The 17031-nt window shown below is 37.0% G+C and carries 20 protein-coding genes; 12 read left to right on the forward strand and 8 right to left on the reverse strand.

The window, feature by feature from the left end:
* Positions 1–20: 20 nt before the first annotated feature.
* Positions 21–1220: an MFS transporter gene (locus MKL38_RS04630; protein WP_151745552.1), complete on the reverse strand. Its 1200-nt coding sequence runs from the start codon at positions 1218–1220 to the stop codon at positions 21–23.
* Between the two features lie 225 nt (positions 1221–1445).
* Between MKL38_RS04630 and MKL38_RS04635 the strand changes: the two genes are divergently transcribed.
* The 3 genes from MKL38_RS04635 to MKL38_RS04645 all read left to right on the forward strand — a co-directional run bounded on the left by MKL38_RS04635 (position 1446) and on the right by MKL38_RS04645 (position 4052).
* Complete coding sequence (locus MKL38_RS04635) at positions 1446–1874, forward strand: hypothetical protein (RefSeq protein WP_270902663.1); 429 nt, start codon at positions 1446–1448, stop codon at positions 1872–1874.
* A 167-nt stretch (positions 1875–2041) separates the two neighbouring features.
* Entirely contained in the window at positions 2042–2839 is a 798-nt protein-coding gene (locus MKL38_RS04640; protein WP_270902664.1) for a DUF4198 domain-containing protein, read from the forward strand.
* A gap of 292 nt (positions 2840–3131) precedes the next feature.
* The gene (locus MKL38_RS04645) at positions 3132–4052 is read left to right on the forward strand and encodes a LysR family transcriptional regulator (protein ID WP_003652415.1); all 921 of its coding nucleotides are present in this window, start codon (positions 3132–3134) and stop codon (positions 4050–4052) included.
* A 65-nt stretch (positions 4053–4117) separates the two neighbouring features.
* On the opposite strand, the gene MKL38_RS04650 is transcribed toward MKL38_RS04645, so the two are convergent.
* Entirely contained in the window at positions 4118–4570 is a 453-nt protein-coding gene (locus tag MKL38_RS04650) for a DUF441 domain-containing protein (RefSeq protein WP_003652413.1), read from the reverse strand.
* A gap of 254 nt (positions 4571–4824) precedes the next feature.
* Between MKL38_RS04650 and MKL38_RS04655 the strand changes: the two genes are divergently transcribed.
* Together MKL38_RS04655 and MKL38_RS04660 are read left to right on the forward strand one after the other, a co-directional pair.
* A complete protein-coding gene (locus MKL38_RS04655; protein WP_004643270.1) occupies positions 4825–5043 on the forward strand; it encodes a hypothetical protein in 219 nt (72 codons plus the stop codon).
* 89 nt (positions 5044–5132) lie between these two features.
* Positions 5133–5837, forward strand: coding sequence for a pseudouridine synthase (locus MKL38_RS04660; RefSeq protein WP_270902665.1), 705 nt, complete (start codon positions 5133–5135; stop codon positions 5835–5837).
* Here the strand turns inward: MKL38_RS04660 and MKL38_RS04665 are convergent.
* The 3 genes from MKL38_RS04665 to MKL38_RS04675 form a co-directional block, all read right to left on the reverse strand.
* Entirely contained in the window at positions 5830–6273 is a 444-nt protein-coding gene (locus MKL38_RS04665; RefSeq protein ID WP_017392103.1) for a GNAT family N-acetyltransferase, read from the reverse strand. The two genes, MKL38_RS04660 and MKL38_RS04665, sit on opposite strands and share 8 nt — an antisense overlap.
* Positions 6274–6371: 98 nt before the next feature.
* Entirely contained in the window at positions 6372–6680 is a 309-nt protein-coding gene (locus tag MKL38_RS04670) for a type II toxin-antitoxin system RelB/DinJ family antitoxin (RefSeq protein WP_004643266.1), read from the reverse strand.
* 111 nt (positions 6681–6791) lie between these two features.
* Positions 6792–7700, reverse strand: coding sequence for a pseudouridine synthase (locus tag MKL38_RS04675; protein ID WP_004643265.1), 909 nt, complete (start codon positions 7698–7700; stop codon positions 6792–6794).
* 119 nt (positions 7701–7819) lie between these two features.
* On the opposite strand from MKL38_RS04675, the gene tsaE reads away from it, so the two are divergent.
* The 5 genes from tsaE to MKL38_RS04700 all read left to right on the forward strand — a co-directional run bounded on the left by tsaE (position 7820) and on the right by MKL38_RS04700 (position 12807).
* Complete coding sequence (tsaE, locus tag MKL38_RS04680) at positions 7820–8293, forward strand: tRNA (adenosine(37)-N6)-threonylcarbamoyltransferase complex ATPase subunit type 1 TsaE (protein WP_270902666.1); 474 nt, start codon at positions 7820–7822, stop codon at positions 8291–8293.
* Positions 8286–10235 (forward strand): DNA mismatch repair endonuclease MutL, encoded by a 1950-nt coding sequence (gene mutL, locus MKL38_RS04685; protein ID WP_270902667.1) that lies wholly within the window; start codon positions 8286–8288, stop codon positions 10233–10235. Before tsaE ends, mutL begins: the two co-directional genes overlap by 8 nt.
* Positions 10236–10241: 6 nt before the next feature.
* Entirely contained in the window at positions 10242–11186 is a 945-nt protein-coding gene (gene miaA / locus MKL38_RS04690; protein ID WP_198077672.1) for a tRNA (adenosine(37)-N6)-dimethylallyltransferase MiaA, read from the forward strand.
* 94 nt (positions 11187–11280) lie between these two features.
* On the forward strand, positions 11281–11805 hold the full coding sequence (gene hfq / locus MKL38_RS04695) for an RNA chaperone Hfq (protein WP_209831057.1): 525 nt from the start codon (positions 11281–11283) through the stop codon (positions 11803–11805).
* A 141-nt stretch (positions 11806–11946) separates the two neighbouring features.
* On the forward strand, positions 11947–12807 hold the full coding sequence (locus MKL38_RS04700; protein WP_270902668.1) for a DMT family transporter: 861 nt from the start codon (positions 11947–11949) through the stop codon (positions 12805–12807).
* 35 nt (positions 12808–12842) lie between these two features.
* Here MKL38_RS04700 and nfsB read toward each other — a convergent pair whose 3' ends face one another.
* Positions 12843–13496: an oxygen-insensitive NAD(P)H nitroreductase gene (gene nfsB, locus MKL38_RS04705; RefSeq protein WP_231764969.1), complete on the reverse strand. Its 654-nt coding sequence runs from the start codon at positions 13494–13496 to the stop codon at positions 12843–12845.
* 139 nt (positions 13497–13635) lie between these two features.
* Here nfsB and MKL38_RS04710 point away from each other — a divergent pair, with 139 nt between their 5' ends.
* On the forward strand, positions 13636–13866 hold the full coding sequence (locus tag MKL38_RS04710) for a hypothetical protein (protein ID WP_270902669.1): 231 nt from the start codon (positions 13636–13638) through the stop codon (positions 13864–13866).
* 7 nt (positions 13867–13873) lie between these two features.
* On the opposite strand, the gene MKL38_RS04715 is transcribed toward MKL38_RS04710, so the two are convergent.
* Both MKL38_RS04715 and MKL38_RS04720 read right to left on the reverse strand, forming a co-directional pair.
* Positions 13874–14593 (reverse strand): UDP-2,3-diacylglucosamine diphosphatase, encoded by a 720-nt coding sequence (locus MKL38_RS04715; protein ID WP_270902670.1) that lies wholly within the window; start codon positions 14591–14593, stop codon positions 13874–13876.
* A gap of 15 nt (positions 14594–14608) precedes the next feature.
* A complete protein-coding gene (locus MKL38_RS04720) occupies positions 14609–15118 on the reverse strand; it encodes a peptidylprolyl isomerase (RefSeq protein ID WP_003652397.1) in 510 nt (169 codons plus the stop codon).
* A gap of 168 nt (positions 15119–15286) precedes the next feature.
* Between MKL38_RS04720 and MKL38_RS04725 the strand changes: the two genes are divergently transcribed.
* Positions 15287–17014: a glutamine--tRNA ligase/YqeY domain fusion protein gene (locus tag MKL38_RS04725; RefSeq protein ID WP_005039731.1), complete on the forward strand. Its 1728-nt coding sequence runs from the start codon at positions 15287–15289 to the stop codon at positions 17012–17014.
* The last annotated feature ends 17 nt before the right edge of the window (positions 17015–17031 follow it).

Here is a 17031-nt window from a genome sequence, read left to right on the forward strand (position 1 = left end):
TTAGTTAGCCTCTTCTTTGATTAAATTTTCTTACTTGTTTTTTCTACTGCAAAGGCAATAAGTAAAATGATAAGGCCACCGAGGCTTAAGACAAAACCGACCCAGATTGGCGCGATCCAGCCCATTTGGTGACTCAGTACCCATCCACCTAGAAATGCACCTAATGCATTGGCCATATTAAAGGCAGAGTGGTTGAGTGACGCTGCTAACGTTTGAGCATCGCCAGCGACATCCATTAGACGAGTCTGTAATGCTCCACCTAATCCCATTACGGTAAGACCAATCAAAAATAAAGATGCTATAGCAGTATAAATATTACTCATTAAGAAACTAGCCACTACAAAAGCGATAGCTGAGCTAATGAGTACACCTACAATCGTTTTATTCAGATTTTTATCTGCAAGCCATCCTGCGGCTAAGCCACCAATAACCATACCAATACCCCAAATAGCCAAAGCGATAGGGACGATTTGGATATTCACTTGTGTATATTCAGTCAAAATAGGTGAAACATAGCTGTAAACAGAAAACATGCCACCAAAACCGATTGCACCCACCGCTAGTGTTAACCACATGTTGATATTTTTAAGGCCAGCTAATTCTGTTTTTATGCTTGCTTTTGCTTGGACTGGAATATTGGGTACAAAGAAGCCAACAGCAATTAAGGTGAAGAAAGCGATAGTCGCTGAAAATTCAAAGCCAGCTCTCCAACCAAAATTTTGACCTAACCAAGTTGCCAAAGGTACACCAATCACAGTTGCAACTGTAAGCCCCATCATCATTTGGGCAACAGCCGATGCTCTTCGTGAAGGACCAGCTAGTTCAGCTGCAACTAATGCACCAACACCAAAATATGCTCCGTGCGGTAAACCTGCAATAAAACGTGAGATTAAAACAGTTTCAGGTGTATGGGCTAAAGCGGTACAGGCATTTGCGATACCATAAAAAAGCATTAAGCCAAGTAATAACGTTTTTCTAGGAACTTTAGCTCCAAGAATAGCGATGATGGGAGCACCAATAACCACACCTAATGCATAAGCACTAATAAAGTGTCCAGCTTCTGGTACTGTAATTTTTAAGTTATTGGCAATTTCCTGAATCAGTCCCATTGCGACGAATTCGGTGGTTCCAATACAGAAACCACCTACAGCGAGTGAGAAAATTGCTAAAAATAGTGAATAGTGTTGATGTGTAGATAGAGGAGATTGCGGGGACGCCATAATAGGTTAAGAAAAGACTCAAAAAGAGAAGTATAAGGGAAAAGAGTACAGAATAATAAAAAACTAAAATATTGAGATAAGGATTACATATTCAAATGAAGTAAATTTAAATTTTTATATGGAATAATTCATCGAAAAACTTTTAAAAATTATATATGATGAGCGCGTAATACTTTAAGCATTACAACAAGTTGTATAAATATCTAAAAATAGAGATGCTAAAACGTGGGAAAATTATTTATTACCTGCCTTATGGGTATGGCTATGTTATCTATGTCTGGTTGCGCAGTATTTATGGCGGGTAATCAACCAAGTAAAAAAAATTTAAATGTTCTAAATCCAGGCAGTTCTCGTAATTATGTGATTGCCGAGTTTGGTGCGCCTGTACTTTCAGAATACCGTGATGGAACACGCGTTGAGATCTATACTTTTCAGCAAGGTTATTCAAAGTGGGTGAAAGTCGGCAGAGCTTTTGGTCATGGTGTAGCAGATGTTGCTTCAATCGGTCTTTGGGAAGTATTTGGGACGCCGACTGAAGCATATTTTAACGGTAAAGAAACATCTTACGAAGTATCTTACGGACCAGATGATTTAGTAAAAAGTTATAAGCTTATTGATTTTAATGAGGCATTTCCAAAAGTAAAAGAGCAATAATGTAGATGAAAGAGGCCTGTGGGCCTCTTTCTTTTTGAATAAAAGATTAGAGAATTTTAAATTTGAATATTAAATGATAATAATAATGATTTTTATTTATGTATACTGTAGCTGCGTATCTTTTGTCTGAAATTTTTTAACTTTGTGTACAACAGGATTTTGTAAGAATGAATAAATTTTTAATTGTGCCTCTTGCATTTATATGTACCACAGGCTTTGCTCATGAGCCCTATGTAGCGCCTTTAGCTTATAAAACAGAACAAACTCAAGTACCCGTAATTGCTGGTTATGCCGAAGAAGCATTAAATAGTGAGTATGCTTTAAAGGATGCCAAACTTACCGTAATTACTCCTAAAAATGAGCTTAAGACGATTACTGCGGAAGCTTTGCATAAATCGGCCACGGTTTTTGATGTCGATTTGCCGGAAGAGGGAACTTATATCATTCAGACACAAGCAAGTTATCCTTTAAAATATGTATATGACCAAAAAGCATGGCATTTATTTTTTGATATGCCAGCTGATAAAGCCCCACCGAAAGCAGAACGTGAATATTTAATTCCAGCTGACATTAAAGCGAAAAATATTAAAACAGAAGAAGTAACACGAGAGTGGGTATTACAAAGTTATCTTTCTAAAGGAAAAGTTTCAGATATTCAACTTCCAAACACACCGATTAAAGTTAACTTCTCTGTACATCCCAACGCAATTAAAGTTGCTCAACCTATTAAATTAACCATAAGTGAGAAAGGAACGAGTCTCGCGAATGCTGAAATTAATTTAAGAGAAAAAGGCGCGACTGATAAACAAGTGCAGCAGTTTAAAGCAGATAGCAACGGTCAGGTTGAGCTTAAATTTCCAAAGGCTGGAGAGTATTTAGTAGAAGTAACAGCTCCACTAAATTTAAAGGTAAAACCTAAAAATCAAAGTTATACGATTATTAGCTTAAATGTGTGGGCGCAGTAATTATTAATTTTCATAAGAAATAGACCTAGATTGGGTCTATTTTTTGTTTTTATAAAATTCTTTTCGATTTCAATTAAGCAGTAATAAGCTACACAGTTGTACCTTTAAATTAAAAAAATTCATCTGATAGAATAATTATGAAAAATAATTCATGTTGAGACAAATTAATTAATTCCATGGTAAAATGAATAATATTCATTAGTGAAGATTTATCTACAGTTATCCTATTTGCTGAAAAGCAAAGATGAGATTAAGACACTCACAGATAAATCTCTTTTTTAGGCTTGGGCCCATGTTAGAAATACGCCACCTTAAAACTTTAGTTGCCTTACGTGAACATGGTTCATTAGTTTCTGCTGCGAATGATCTTTGTTTAACGCCCTCGGCTATCTCTCACCAATTAAAAGAATTAGATCATTGGTATGGGGTAGAGGTGGTGAATCGACGTAGCCGGCCTGTTAGCTTTTCTAATGTTGGGCAACGCTTACTTAAGTTAGCTGATGATGTTTTACCGCAAATCCAGATTACACATAGTGATATTACTCGTATTGTGCATGGACAGACCGGTAGAATTATCTTTTCATCTGAATGCCATAGCTGCTTTGATTGGTTAATGCCGTTATTGAATCAATATCGACATCAATACCCAGATGTTGATTTAGACTTTGCTTCTGGATTTGAAGCTAATCCACATGAGCTTTTACAAAATGCTGAATTTGATTTGCTTATTACAGCCGATCCAATTGCATTAAAAGGAATTGAGTATTTTCCTATTTTTGAATATGAATCGCGTTTGGTTCTATCCAACACACATCCATTGGTTCGTGCTGAAAATATTACGGTTCAAGAGTTAGCAGAAGAAGTTTTAATTACTTATCCAGTTGATAAGCATCGTTTAGATATTATGTCTAAACTTTTCATTCCGGCAAATATTCAGCCTAAACAAATACGAACAACAGATTTAACCCAAATGCTCATTCAGCTTGTAGCAAGTGGGAGGGGCATTGCGGCATTGCCTGATTGGGTAGTGAATGAATATGAACAAAAGGGATGGGTTACGAGTCGCCGTTTAGATTGTGTTTCACCTACAGGCTTACGACGGACGTTATATGCGGGCTATCGAACTGAAGAAAAAGAAAAAAGTTATTTTGAAGGGTTCTTAAAGCAGTTAGAAAAATTCTCTTTAAAACGAACTTCGTATTATTCTGGCTAGAGCAATTCATTTAGCTTAAGCATAAAAAAGGTGCCCAATGGCGCCTTTTTTTATATCGAAAAAATTTATTTACCGATAAATAACGAGAGCAAGCCTGCTGCAATAAGAGGGCCGACAGGTACACCACGGAGCAAGGCGACGCCTGCAACTGTGCCAATTAATAGACCTGCAACAACATCAGGCTGACTCGACATAAGTTTTACGCCGCGACCACCTAACCATGCGACTAACAGACCGATTGCAATGGCAACCAGTGATTTAATACTAACAAAGGACTTTAAAATACTCTCTCCGCTCAGTTTTCCGCTGGCAATGGGTGTGAGTACCCCAATGGTTAAAATAAGAATTCCTAAATTAAGACCATGTGCTTGAATAAAAGGGAAAAACTGATTTAAAGGCGTAATTTTAACGACAATGAGCACACCTGCTGCAATGGTTACAGCTGCATTTTGACTTAGTAAACCACAGATAAGTAGAACTAGAAGGACAACTAAATTAACATCAAATTGGGCAAGCATGGGAGCGGGGTGGGCAAGTAAATAAAATGGAATTGTATAATATTTAAGAGTAGGAATGTGAAAGCTTTAAAAGATTCAGCAGATCTTGGATTTTATCTTTAATAAAATTTTATTGTATATCGCTCATTGATAAAGAGTTTTAATTTTCGGTTACGCTTGGACACAATGTTATATAAATTAACAAGTTAAATCTTATAGTTTTTTGAAGTTGTGTTATAAAAATAGTCATTACTCATGAACATAGGATAATGACTATGGAAATTGTAGATATCAAAATTAAAGATCAGTTTGATCAGATTCATGATGCCAAGGCTCAATTAAAGCAAAATTTAGTTGAACACGAAAATGAAACTTTAAAGCTAAGCCAACGTATTGAACATATTATTGTTGATAATGAAATTATTTTACCTACAACTGAATTACTGTTCGAAAGTGAACAGAACGAAAATATTTATCGAGTAATTGAAGAATAGAGCGCAGTTTAATGAACTAAATGCAAAGAGTAGTGAGTAGGGAGTTGAAACTGCGTTAAAATGAGTGTTTTGTTCTAAAGAGAAACTCCATGCTGCTGGAAAAAATTTTACAATCACAAGGGTTTGGTTCACGTAAATATTGTCAGCAGTTAATAAAAAATGGTTCTGTAAGTGTTGATGGAGAGGTTGCAGATGATCTCAAAAAGCAATTTTCTCCTGAAAATTTAGAATTCTCGCTTTTTGGGCAAACTTACCAATATCGAGAACAAGTTTATATTGCATTAAAAAAACCAAAAGGTTTTGAATGTTCACATCAGCCTCAGCATCATCAAAGCGTTTTTAGTCTTTTACCTGAAATCATGATTCATCGAGGCGTCCAAGCAATTGGGCGTTTAGATCAAGACACAACAGGCTTACTCTTACTTACTGATGATGGTAAATATCTTCAAGCTTTAACCCATCCCCGTAAACATGTTCCAAAGGTTTATCATGTTACGACTCTCGATCCAGTGACACCTGAGCAAATCGTAATGTTAAGCGAAGGTGTCAGCTTACATCAGGAAAAAGGCATTTTTGCTGCAACCGATGTAGCAATGTTGGAAACTCACCAATTAACGATGACCATTCATCAAGGTGTTTATCACCAAGTCAAAAGAATGATTGCTGCTGTAGGAAATAAAGTAGAAGCATTGCATCGCCATCAAGTAGGTCAATTGGTTTTACCTGAAATAGCAGATGGGGAATGGATTTATTTATCAGAGCAGCAAAAGCAGCTAGCACAAAATATTATTTAAGAAAGCAATGGAAGGTTTGGAACTCACTATCCCGAATGAAGCCCATTTGTTCATATAGACGATGAGACTCATGGTTATTACTTTGAGTTTCTAGGCTAATGCGTAGGGCATTTTGTTGTTTTGCAAATAAAATGGCAGTATCGATTAACTGTTTGGCTGAGCCTTGGCGACGAAAAATTGGCGTAACATATACATCATCTAAAATATAATATGTTGAACAAGCAACTGAAGAAAAACCTAAATAGAGTAGAACGAATCCGGTGATTTTGTCATCTTTAATATGAATAAAAAAAACACTTTCTCTATTCTCAAAACGTTGTTTAAGAAAGTAAAGTGATTCATTAAAATTAGAAGAGGCCCCATAAAACTGGCGGTATTCATCAAACAAAACGGCGAGTTGGTCTAAATCTTCAAAAGTCGCTCGTCTAACGATCATTTGGTACTCCTTGTAACTTATCATTATATTTTTACAAAGAGAGCATAACGAAAAAAAGAGCTTTTTGACGTTAAAACTTGTTTATAAATGCAACAGTGTTAAGTTTTGTCGCTCTCACCAAGAAGTGCGTTTAGTTCTTCAAACAAATCTTCATGATCATCATCTTCGCTTAAAGTCGATGGGTTTTGATTTAATGAAGATGCTTTTGCTTTTCGGAGTTTTAATAATTGTTCCATATTAATACTCTGATTTTCGATCGCAAACGGAATAGATTTAGTTAATACGACCTGTTTAAAAAAAAGTCGTACCGCTTGGGCAGGGGTAATTCCCAATTGTTTAAAAACAGCAAAAGCCTGCTTTTTCTCTTGGGAGTCCAGTCGAACCTGATAAACTTCTGTTTTTCGCATGAATAACAAAACCAAATGATTTTTAATTTTTAGGAATTTATTTTAAACCATCGCAATGTAATTTCAATGTTTTTCGGCATAAAAAACAATCTTTTTGTCATTACGCTTACATTACAACGTCAATTCAAACTGAGAATTGAAAAACATTTCCCCTTTCGTGAGTGGATCGACAAATGAAATGTGCTTCGCTAAAAGTTGTAGTGGCTCTGAAAAATCATCATCTGCCTTATGTTGAACAGTCGGGTAAAATGGATCATTTTTAATCGGAATATCTAGATAATTAAGATGTACACGAAGCTGGTGCTGTTTACCTGTCGTCGGTGTTAAACGATATTTAGCCCAAATCTGGTTGTGTTCAATAAGCTCAATATAGGTCTGAGTGTTTGCTTTAGCATTTGCCACAACTTGCATGGTGTAAAAAGGAGACCCTTTATCTAAATGCAAATGTAATGTTTGAGGAAGTTTTAATTCTTTTTTATAAGGCGCGATAGCGTGGTAAGTTTTATTGACTTGACGCTCTGCAAATAATTGTTGGTAAATACCTCGCGATTCAACCCGTTTGCAAAATAGAACCACCCCAGCAGTTTCACGGTCTAATCGATGTATCGGTGTTAAAAATTCATTACCTGTCTGTTTTTTAAGTCGAACTAATAATGTTTCTTGTACATATTGTCCAGTTGGGCTAATTGTTAAAAAATGAGGTTTATCGACCACCAGTAAGTCATCATTTTCAAATAAAATTCGATGCTCGAAAGGAACATGTGGCTCATAGGCAAGAAATCGATAATAAAAAATATGGGTATTGCTTTGATAGGGGCTATCTAATGTTAATTTTTGTCCATTTGCCCCATAAATAAGTCCATCCTGAAATCGTTGTTGCCACTCTTGAACTTTAATATGTTGAAAATGTTGGCATAGATACTCATAAATAGTTTGAGTATTTGTTTGTGCAGGAAGATAAACTTGGCTTGCGCTTACACCATCAACCATAGGTGGCAAAAAATCGTTCGGACTAGACATAAAAAAGTATAAATATGTAAGAGAATTGATATAAAAAAGCCAACTTCTAGGGCTTGAGTAGGCTTTTAAGGCAGGGCAATGTTATCATATCGATTATTTTGAATCATGTTATGTGTGCTATGTCGTATTCATTGAAATTGGTCTTAAATCATGAAGAAGATACTGGGCGTCTAGCTCAAGCGTTGGCGCAACATGTTCAGTCAGGTGTGATTTATTTAATTGGAGACTTAGGTGCGGGTAAAACCACACTTACGCGCTATTTCTTACAGGCTTTGGATCATAAAGGCTCTGTTAAAAGTCCAACCTATACACTAGTTGAGCCCTATAAAATCAATGAGAAAGAAATTTTTCATTTTGACTTATATCGTTTGAATGACCCTTATGAACTTGAATTAATGGGAATCCGTGATTATCTAGATGTCACAGATGCATTATTTTTATTTGAATGGCCATCAAAAGGTGGTGATGAAATTCCTCAGGCAGATATCATCATCGATATTCAAAAGTCAGAGGATGAGCTGAGTCGTTTTGTAACTTTAACTCTACCCACAGAACATTTGTATCAGACTTTGCAGGAACAGCTTCATGACTGATGAAAAGCTAACACAACGTCGTATTCATACTTTAGACGCAGCGTTAGCCAACCAGATTGCTGCTGGTGAGGTGATTGAACGTCCTTCATCTGTTGTTAAAGAATTATTAGAAAACTCCATCGATGCGGGTGCAACTGAACTCATTGTACGGATCGCTCAAGGTGGTTCGACCCTCATAGAAATTATTGATAATGGGCATGGCATTCATTCTGAAGATTTGGCATTAGCCGTCATGCGCCATGCGACAAGTAAAATTAAAACTGCAGAAGATTTACACGCTATTGTGAGTTTAGGATTTCGCGGGGAGGCCCTTGCTTCGATTGCCGCAGTTTCAAGATTGACATTGACTAGTAGCCAAGATGAAAGTGGTATTGGCCATCAGGTTGAAGTCAATGGTACAGCCTTTGATCATCAAGAAGTACAAGCTGTTGCTGCTCAAAAGGGGACTCACATACGTGTTCAGGACTTATTTTTTAATGTACCGGCACGCCGTAAATTTTTAAAGAAACCAACGACTGAATTTGGTCATATTGAAGAGATTGTTCGTCGTCTGGCTTTAACGCATTTTGATATACGTTTTGTGCTTGAACATAATGATAATATTAGAATTAATTTACCTATAGCAGATAGCGGAGAACTTCGTTTTCAGCGAGTACAGCAATTATTAGGTTCGCAATTTGTACAAAATGCATATTGGATGGATGCCGAAAGTATTAGCATGCGTTTATCAGGTTGGCTTGGCCATCCTTCAGATGCTCGTGCGCAGGCTGATATGCAATATGTCTATGTAAATGGTCGTATTGTTAAAGATAAAACGATTTCACATGCACTACGTATGGCATATGACGGTATTTTACACGGCCACCAACATTCATCATATTTACTTTTCTTAGAAGTTGACCCTGAAAATATCGATGTGAATGTTCATCCTACAAAACATGAAATTCGCTTTTTAAATCAGAGAGAAGTGCATGAGTTTGTAAGACATTATGCGAAAGAAACTTTGTCGCAATTTCAGACAGCGAGCGCTGATTTAGCTCAAGCGATGAAAGTAGATGAAAACTCTGATTATTCAGTACAACCGCAGCCTAAATATCAAGAACAATTTTCATTACACCGAGCAAATGAAACTTTAAATGCAGATAGTGAGCCACAGACTCAGCACGCACCAACAGAGTTATTAACCGATTTTAACGCTAGTCGTCCGCAAGCTGTTCACTATGCAGATCAAACCCCAAAATATAACGGTTCTCCTCAGTTAAATAATGCGTTAAAGACATACTTAGCGCCACTGCGTGATCAACCTGCTAATTTTTCAGTGAATGAAGATATTGAGCCAGTAACTAAAGTCGATGAATTTCCGTTAGGCATCGCAATTGCTCAACTTCATGGAATTTATGTTTTAGCGCAAAATACAGAAGGGCTGATTATTGTTGATATGCATGCAGCACATGAGCGTATTTTATTACAGCAAATGAAAAATGCTTGGGACAAACCAGAGTTTTGGACATCTCAACAGTTACTCATACCTAAAGTCATTTCTATTAGCCGTATGCAGGCAGTGCGGGTAGAAGAGTTAAAACCTCAACTGGAACGTTTAGGACTGGAAATTGATTTATATGGAGACGAGCAGATTATTGTTCGGGGAGTGCCAGCCATATTACAAAAAGCTGACTTTGAAAATCTTATTCCTGAACTTTTAAATGATTTAGACCCAAATGATGAAGCACAAGGATTACTTCAAAAAAGAGATGAGTTATTAGCTGGAATGGCATGTCATGGAGCAGTGCGTGCACATCGACAACTCAGTCTTTCAGAAATGAATGCTTTACTTCGCCAAATGGAACAAACTGAATTTGCGAGCCAATGTAACCATGGGCGGCCAACTTGGCGTGCATTCCCATTATCTCAATTAGATAAATTATTTGCTCGAGGAGAGTAGTTTTACATGTCAAATCAATTGCCCGTCATCAATTTAATGGGACCAACTGCAAGTGGTAAAACCGCTTTGGCATGTGAATTATACGAACGTGGAAATTTTGAGCTGATTTCTGTTGATTCTGCTCTCGTTTATAAAGATATGGATATCGGTACTGCTAAACCAACTCGTGAAGAACAAGCGCTATATCCTCACCATCTCATTGATCTTATTACTCCTCTTGAAGTTTATTCAGCTGCTCAATTTGTTGAAGATGCGTCTAAGTTGATTGATGACATGCATTCACGTGGGAAAACTCCTATTTTAGTAGGAGGCACAATGTTGTACTTTAAGGCATTATTAGAAGGTCTATCGAGTAATTTGCCGAGTGCAGATCCCCAAGTTCGAGCGTCAATTGAAGAAAAAGCTTTAAATGAAGGGTGGCAGGCTGTTTATGACGAATTAGTTTCTGTAGATCCTGCCGCGGCTATAAAATTTAATGTGACTGATAAGCAAAGGATTATTCGAGCACTCGAAGTTTATAAGCTTACGGGTGAGCCAATTACTAAATTGCAGGCAGAACAACCAAAAAACGTACCATATCGATACATATTTCATAATTATGCTTTACTTCCAGATCGGGTAGAATTACATCAACGCATTGAGCAAAGATTAAGCAAAATGTGGGATATCGGTTTTTTGAGTGAAGTTGAAGCTCTAATTGAAAAATACGATTTAGATGAAAATTTACCCTCAATGCGTTCGGTGGGTTATCGACAAGCACTAGAATTTCTATTAAAAAGTGATATAAGTCTCAAAAGTAAACGTGAAATGGAGGATAAAGCTTTATTTGCAACACGACAACTTGCCAAACGTCAATATACGTGGTTACGTTCTTTGCAAGAAATACACGATTTTAAAACTTACTTGACGATAAAGCAGGCGAAAGAAGACTTGCGAAACTCTTATGGATAAAGCAAAATTTGCACACTGTCTTTTTATAATTTTTAGTTGAAAAATAAAGATAGTTTTTTTGCGCTGATTTAAAAATTTTTTTTTGGAGTTAAAAATGTCTAAAGGTCAAACTTTACAAGATCCGTTCTTAAATTCTCTCCGTAAAGAACGTATCCCTGTTTCTATTTTCCTTGTGAACGGTATTAAATTACAGGGTCATATTGAATCATTTGACCAATATGTTGTTTTATTAAAAAATACAGTAAGTCAAATGGTTTACAAACACGCGATTTCAACTGTTGTTCCAGCTCGTAACCCACGCCCAGCAGGCGCGCAAGGTACAGGCTTCCCAGCACAAGGTGGCACACAAGGCGGTTTTGGTGGTCAACCTACTGGTGGCTTCGGTGGCGGTCAAGGCGGTGGCTTTGGTGGTGCTCAAGGTGGCTTCGGTGGCGCTCAAGGCGGCTTCGGTGGTCAAGGCGGCTTTGGCGGTGGTCAAGGTGGCGGCTTCGGCGGTCAAGGTGGCTTCGGTGGTCAAGGCGGTGGTTTCGGTGGTCAAGGCGGCTTCGGTGGTCATCAAGGTGGTTTTGACAACGATACTAAATTTGAAGATGGTCAAGAAGACGAAAATAATCGTTAATTGATATCTAAAAAAGAAACCAGTCAGATAATGACTGGTTTTTTTATGTTTATTTAAAAGTTAATTCAAAATATTAAATTCATCAAAGGTCATAATTTGGCCATGGTGACTCATATATTTAAATAAATAGAGTTTTAATCGATGATATTAATATTGGCTGCTGCTTTAAGTAGTGTCTTGGTGTCTATTCTACTAAAAAACTTAAAGAAAAAAGGGTATCAGCCGTTACAAATGATTGCATGGAACTATGCGAGCGCAAGTCTTCTTTGCTTTTGGTGGTTTCAGCCTGATATTCAACACATTTCAATATCAAAGACTCCTTGGTGGTTAATTATTGCATTGGGACTGATTTTGCCCAGTATTTTTCTGTGTTTAGCCAAGTCATTAGAATATGCAGGAATTGTTAAGACCGAAGTTGCACAGCGTCTTTCTGTCGTACTTTCTTTACTCGCAGCTTATTTCTTTTTTCATGAGCAATTTAATGCATTAAAGCTATGGGGAATAGGTTTAGGAATTTTTGCTGTTTTACTTGTTCTTTTTGGACAAATGAGTAATTCTTCGAATCATCAATCTCGAAAAGCAATTTTTGCTCTATTAAGTGTTTGGTGTGGATATGCCGCAGTAGATATTCTCTTAAAATATACGAGTAGTTTAGGTCTTCAATTTACACTCACTTTGAATCTTATTTTTATTACAGCTTTTATATTATCACTTTCATATTTATTGGTGCAGAAAACCCAAAAATGGCAGTTTAAAAGTGCTATAGCTGGGTTGATATTAGGTGTACTTAATTTTTCAAATATTGCTTTATATGTGAAGGCTCATATTCTTTTAAAGGACTCACCTGCAATTGTTTTTGCAAGTATGAATATTCTTGTGGTGCTATTAGGCATTGCAAGTGGCGTTATTTTATATAAAGAAAAATTAAAATGGCCGACCACTTTAGGTATTTTATTTGGGATCAGTGGCGTGATTTGTTTAGCTAGGGCAATGGCTTTATAGTTCAAGAGACTTGAATCTCTTGAACTATTCTAATTTTATAAATAGGTAAAAATAACTTCATCTGGTAGGCGTGATTTTGGTAGTTTGGCATTAAAATCGTTTTCACTACGATAACCTAGAGAAACAATGACTGAACTACGTAGGCCTTTTTCAGTTAAACCTAACTCATTATTTAAAATGTCTTCATCAAAGCCGCCCATTGGGGTTGCATCAATTCCTTCTAAACCCGCAGCAAAAAGCAGTTGTCCCAGAGCAATGAATGTTTGATTTTCCATCCATCCAAATAAATTTTTCTGCTCATTTCGATAGAACTCAACATAGCCATGGCGAGTATCTTTTTGGCCTAATTTAGCTTTTTCATCTTTAAAACGGCCACTTAAATCATCTTGTTCAAGTAATTGATTTAAGTATTCAGATGAAATATCTGTTTTTGTGCAAAATACAAGTGTGTGTGATGACTCAAGCACTTTGGGGCCATTGTAAGCATATTTACCTGTTAAGGCTTTCGCTATTCTTTCTTTAGCAGGAAGGTTATCTGCAACGAAAAAGTGCCAAGGTTGTATATTCACTGAAGAAGGTGAAAAACGTAAAATTTCTAATAATTTATTAATTTTTTCTTGGGGGATTTTCTTTTCAGAATCATACGCTTTTGTTGTATAGCGGCTTTTAACAGAATTCAAGAGGTCCATAGGCGTGCTCCATATCAATCTTATGGCAATTGAGAGAATTTAATCTTTGTCATCATACGCTATTTTATTCAAAAACATTTCCTATGTAATTTGATAAAGAAATATAATGTTTATATAAAAGTTTAGTAATCTATTGAAAATGATTGATTTAATGCCAACAGGTGCAAAGAGTAAGCTGCGAGAAATTAGAATTGTTAAAGCCTTTATCATTCTTATATTTGTATTGAGTCTTCTTATTTTATACATTGAGTATCACGATCATGCACATATAAGCTGGAAATTTATATTTATTGCCAGCATGTGTGTGATTTACGATTCTGATTTAAATAAAAAAATTAAAGAATTGAAAGTTGAAATAAAAAGTGACTAATTTCTAGCTAATAATTCCAGACAACCAATTCGAGCTGTTGCATATTTGAAGACGGATCAATTTCTAAAATATAAGCCTGATCCTCACGCCAATCGCCAAGAACAATTCGTTGTTTATCTTGCACTTGATGAATTGAAGGGCGATGAGTATGCCCATGAATCAGTGTATCTACATCTGCTAAAGCAGACAGAACTGCTTGCTCATTCACATCCATGATTTCATAGCTTTTTTGTTGTTTATCCGCGGAGCTTCTCTTGCGGAAGCCATTAACCAACTTAGTGCGAAAACTGAGTGGAGTTCGACGTAAAAGAGCGACTAATAGAGGATTTCGAATAATCTTTTTAAATCTTTGATAGGAAACGTCATCTGTACATAATGCATCGCCGTGTTCTAGACGATATTGATGTCCTGCAATATTGAGGGAATAAATGTCAGGGAGTAAAACGCCATTAAATTTATTGAGGAAAACTTGATTAAGAGCAAAATCACGGTTGCCTACTTGAAAGTAAACTCGATTTCCTTTTTGGTTAAAGTCTTTTAGGGCCTCAACAATTTCATCAAGCCATGGTGCTGAATAGTCATCTCCAATCCAGGCATTAAACCAATCGCCTAAGATATAGAGTTGAGTATTTTTATCTTGGTAATGCACTAATAAGTCTAAAAACCCTCGAACGAGTCGAGGGTGTTCAGGTGACAAATGTAAATCTGAGATAAACAGATAAGTCACAGCTTTATCCTAAAATTATTCAGAAATAATTTTAGCAGATTCGATTACAACGTTTTCTAACGGAACGTCAGCGTGATAACCACGGTTACCAGTGCGAACACCTTTGATCGCTTCAACAATGTCTAGACCTTCAACAACTTTACCAAATACAGCATAACCCCAACCTTGAGCAGTTTTAGAGGTATGGTTCAAGAAAGAGTTATTTTTCACGTTGATAAAGAATTGAGCAGACGCTGAGTGAGGAGCTTGAGTACGCGCCATTGCAATCGTACCTTCGTCGTTGCTTAAACCGTTATCAGCTTCATTTTCAATTGAATCACGTGTTGCTTTTTCTTTGAAGTTTTCATCCATACCGCCACCTTGGATCATGAAACCATCAATGACGCGGTGGAAAATAACGCCGTCATAAAAACCGTCACGTACATATTCTAAAAAGTTTGCTACTGTTTTAGGTGCTTTTTCAGCATTCAGTTCAAGAACAATACGACCTTTATTGGTGTTTAATTCGACTTGAGGAAAACTCATTACATTAATCTCCTAAACATGGGCTTATGACCATGGGTTTTTGGTTGAGAGAAGCATAAGCAAACTGTAAACTACAAGGCAAGTAAAAAACGTTAAAATCTTTGTTAAAAATGAAGATAGCGTTTAAATTTTTCGAAATTTTATCTACAAAGAAGTGATTGATACACTATGAAGCCTAATGATGTTGTCTCGAGCCTGCCAAATAACCCGACACCGAATACTCATGCCTCTGTCGATTCTGCGCAGCAAGAACAACAGGCTGGCTTAGATTTTGTTCGCCAAGTCATTACTGAAGACTTGGCTGCTGGACGTGCAAATCAGATCGTAACGCGTTTTCCACCAGAACCAAATGGTTATTTGCATATTGGTCATGTAAAAGCGATTTGCCTAAACTTTGGTGTGGCTGAAGAGTTTGATGGTTTATGTAATTTACGTTTTGACGATACAAACCCTGATGCCGAAGAACAAGAGTACGTTGACGGTATTGCAAATGATGTGAAGTGGCTTGGTTTTAACTGGAATGGTGAGCCACGCTATGCATCAAGTTATTTTGATCAATTATATGCATGGGCTGTTCAATTAATCGAGCAAGGTGATGCTTATGTTGATTTACAGTCTCCAGAAGAAATTAAGTTAAACCGCGGTAGTTTTGTTGAACCGGGTAAAAATTCACCATACCGTGATGCATCTGTTGAAGAAAACCTTGCTCGCTTTGAAAAAATGCGCAGTGGTGAATTTAAAGAGGGTGAAGCTGTTTTACGTGCCAAAATTGATATGGCAAGCCCAAACGTACACATGCGTGATCCAATTTTATATCGCGTATTGCATTCAGAGCATCACCAAACAGGTGATAAGTGGAAAATCTATCCAATGTATGACTATGCTCATCCATTGTCTGATGCTATTGAGGGGATTACTCATTCGCTTTGTACATTAGAGTTCCAAGATCACCGTCCGTTTTATGACTGGATTGTAGAAAAGGTAAAATCTAAAGCAGTTCCACATCAGTATGAATCTTCACGTTTAAACGTGGACTACACCATTACATCAAAACGTAAATTACGTAAGTTGGTGGAAGGTGGTCATGTGAATGGTTGGGATGACCCGCGTATGCCAACAGTAGTAGGTATGCGCCGTCGCGGTTTTACTCCAGAAGGTTTACGTGATTTCTGTAAACGTGTAGGTGTGTCAAAAACTGATGGTATTGTAGATGTTGCAATGCTTGAGTTCTGTATTCGCCAATCTTTGGAAAATACAGCTGCGCGTGGTATGGCTGTTTTAAGTCCACTTAAAGTGACTTTGACCAATTTGCCAGAAGATATGGATCTTACGCATGCTCGCCATCCTAACGTTGATATGGGTGATCGTGTAATTCCTTTAACTAAGGAAATCTATATTGACCGTAAAGACTTTGAGGAAGTACCTCCAAAAGGCTTTAAACGCTTAATTCCTGACGGCGAAGTACGTTTACGTCATGCTTACGTGATTAAATGTGATGAAGTCATTAAGGATGCAAATGGTGAAGTGGTTGAGCTGAAATGTTCAATCGACCCTGAAACTTTAGGTAAAAACCCTGAAGGTCGTAAAGTGAAAGGCGTGATTCACTGGGTATCTGCAACCAAAGGTATTCCTGCTGAAGTACGTATTTACGATCGTTTGTTCACAGAAGCAGACCCTGAAACAGGTGATGATTTCTTGGCAAACCTAAATCCAGATTCGATGAAAGTATTAGAAGCTGTAATTGAACCTGCTTTGGCACAAGCGAGTCCTGAAGATCGTTTCCAGTTTGAACGTGAAGGTTATTTCGTTGCAGATCAGCACGATCATTCACCTGAAAAACCAGTGTTTAACCGTATTCTTGATTTGAAAGATAGCTTTAAGCCTGAGAAAAAGTAACACGACGAGTAACAGGT

The organism is Acinetobacter sp. AOR14_HL (assembly GCF_027855175.1).
Classification (GTDB): domain Bacteria; phylum Pseudomonadota; class Gammaproteobacteria; order Pseudomonadales; family Moraxellaceae; genus Acinetobacter; species Acinetobacter calcoaceticus.

What these genes read in the sequence shown, in the direction of transcription:
- MKL38_RS04630 (WP_151745552.1), bottom strand. Translation starts at nt 1,220, where the DNA reads ATGGCGTCCCCGCAATCTCCTCTATCTACACATCAACACTATTCACTA.
- MKL38_RS04640 (WP_270902664.1), top strand. Translation starts at nt 2,042, where the DNA reads ATGAATAAATTTTTAATTGTGCCTCTTGCATTTATATGTACCACAGGC.
- MKL38_RS04645 (WP_003652415.1), top strand. Translation starts at nt 3,132, where the DNA reads ATGTTAGAAATACGCCACCTTAAAACTTTAGTTGCCTTACGTGAACAT.
- MKL38_RS04650 (WP_003652413.1), bottom strand. Translation starts at nt 4,570, where the DNA reads ATGCTTGCCCAATTTGATGTTAATTTAGTTGTCCTTCTAGTTCTACTT.
- MKL38_RS04655 (WP_004643270.1), top strand. Translation starts at nt 4,825, where the DNA reads ATGGAAATTGTAGATATCAAAATTAAAGATCAGTTTGATCAGATTCAT.
- MKL38_RS04660 (WP_270902665.1), top strand. Translation starts at nt 5,133, where the DNA reads ATGCTGCTGGAAAAAATTTTACAATCACAAGGGTTTGGTTCACGTAAA.
- MKL38_RS04665 (WP_017392103.1), bottom strand. Translation starts at nt 6,273, where the DNA reads ATGATCGTTAGACGAGCGACTTTTGAAGATTTAGACCAACTCGCCGTT.
- MKL38_RS04670 (WP_004643266.1), bottom strand. Translation starts at nt 6,680, where the DNA reads ATGCGAAAAACAGAAGTTTATCAGGTTCGACTGGACTCCCAAGAGAAA.
- MKL38_RS04675 (WP_004643265.1), bottom strand. Translation starts at nt 7,700, where the DNA reads ATGTCTAGTCCGAACGATTTTTTGCCACCTATGGTTGATGGTGTAAGC.
- tsaE (WP_270902666.1), top strand. Translation starts at nt 7,820, where the DNA reads ATGTCGTATTCATTGAAATTGGTCTTAAATCATGAAGAAGATACTGGG.
- mutL (WP_270902667.1), top strand. Translation starts at nt 8,286, where the DNA reads ATGACTGATGAAAAGCTAACACAACGTCGTATTCATACTTTAGACGCA.
- miaA (WP_198077672.1), top strand. Translation starts at nt 10,242, where the DNA reads ATGTCAAATCAATTGCCCGTCATCAATTTAATGGGACCAACTGCAAGT.
- hfq (WP_209831057.1), top strand. Translation starts at nt 11,281, where the DNA reads ATGTCTAAAGGTCAAACTTTACAAGATCCGTTCTTAAATTCTCTCCGT.
- MKL38_RS04700 (WP_270902668.1), top strand. Translation starts at nt 11,947, where the DNA reads ATGATATTAATATTGGCTGCTGCTTTAAGTAGTGTCTTGGTGTCTATT.
- nfsB (WP_231764969.1), bottom strand. Translation starts at nt 13,496, where the DNA reads ATGGACCTCTTGAATTCTGTTAAAAGCCGCTATACAACAAAAGCGTAT.
- MKL38_RS04710 (WP_270902669.1), top strand. Translation starts at nt 13,636, where the DNA reads ATGATTGATTTAATGCCAACAGGTGCAAAGAGTAAGCTGCGAGAAATT.
- MKL38_RS04720 (WP_003652397.1), bottom strand. Translation starts at nt 15,118, where the DNA reads ATGAGTTTTCCTCAAGTCGAATTAAACACCAATAAAGGTCGTATTGTT.
- MKL38_RS04725 (WP_005039731.1), top strand. Translation starts at nt 15,287, where the DNA reads ATGAAGCCTAATGATGTTGTCTCGAGCCTGCCAAATAACCCGACACCG.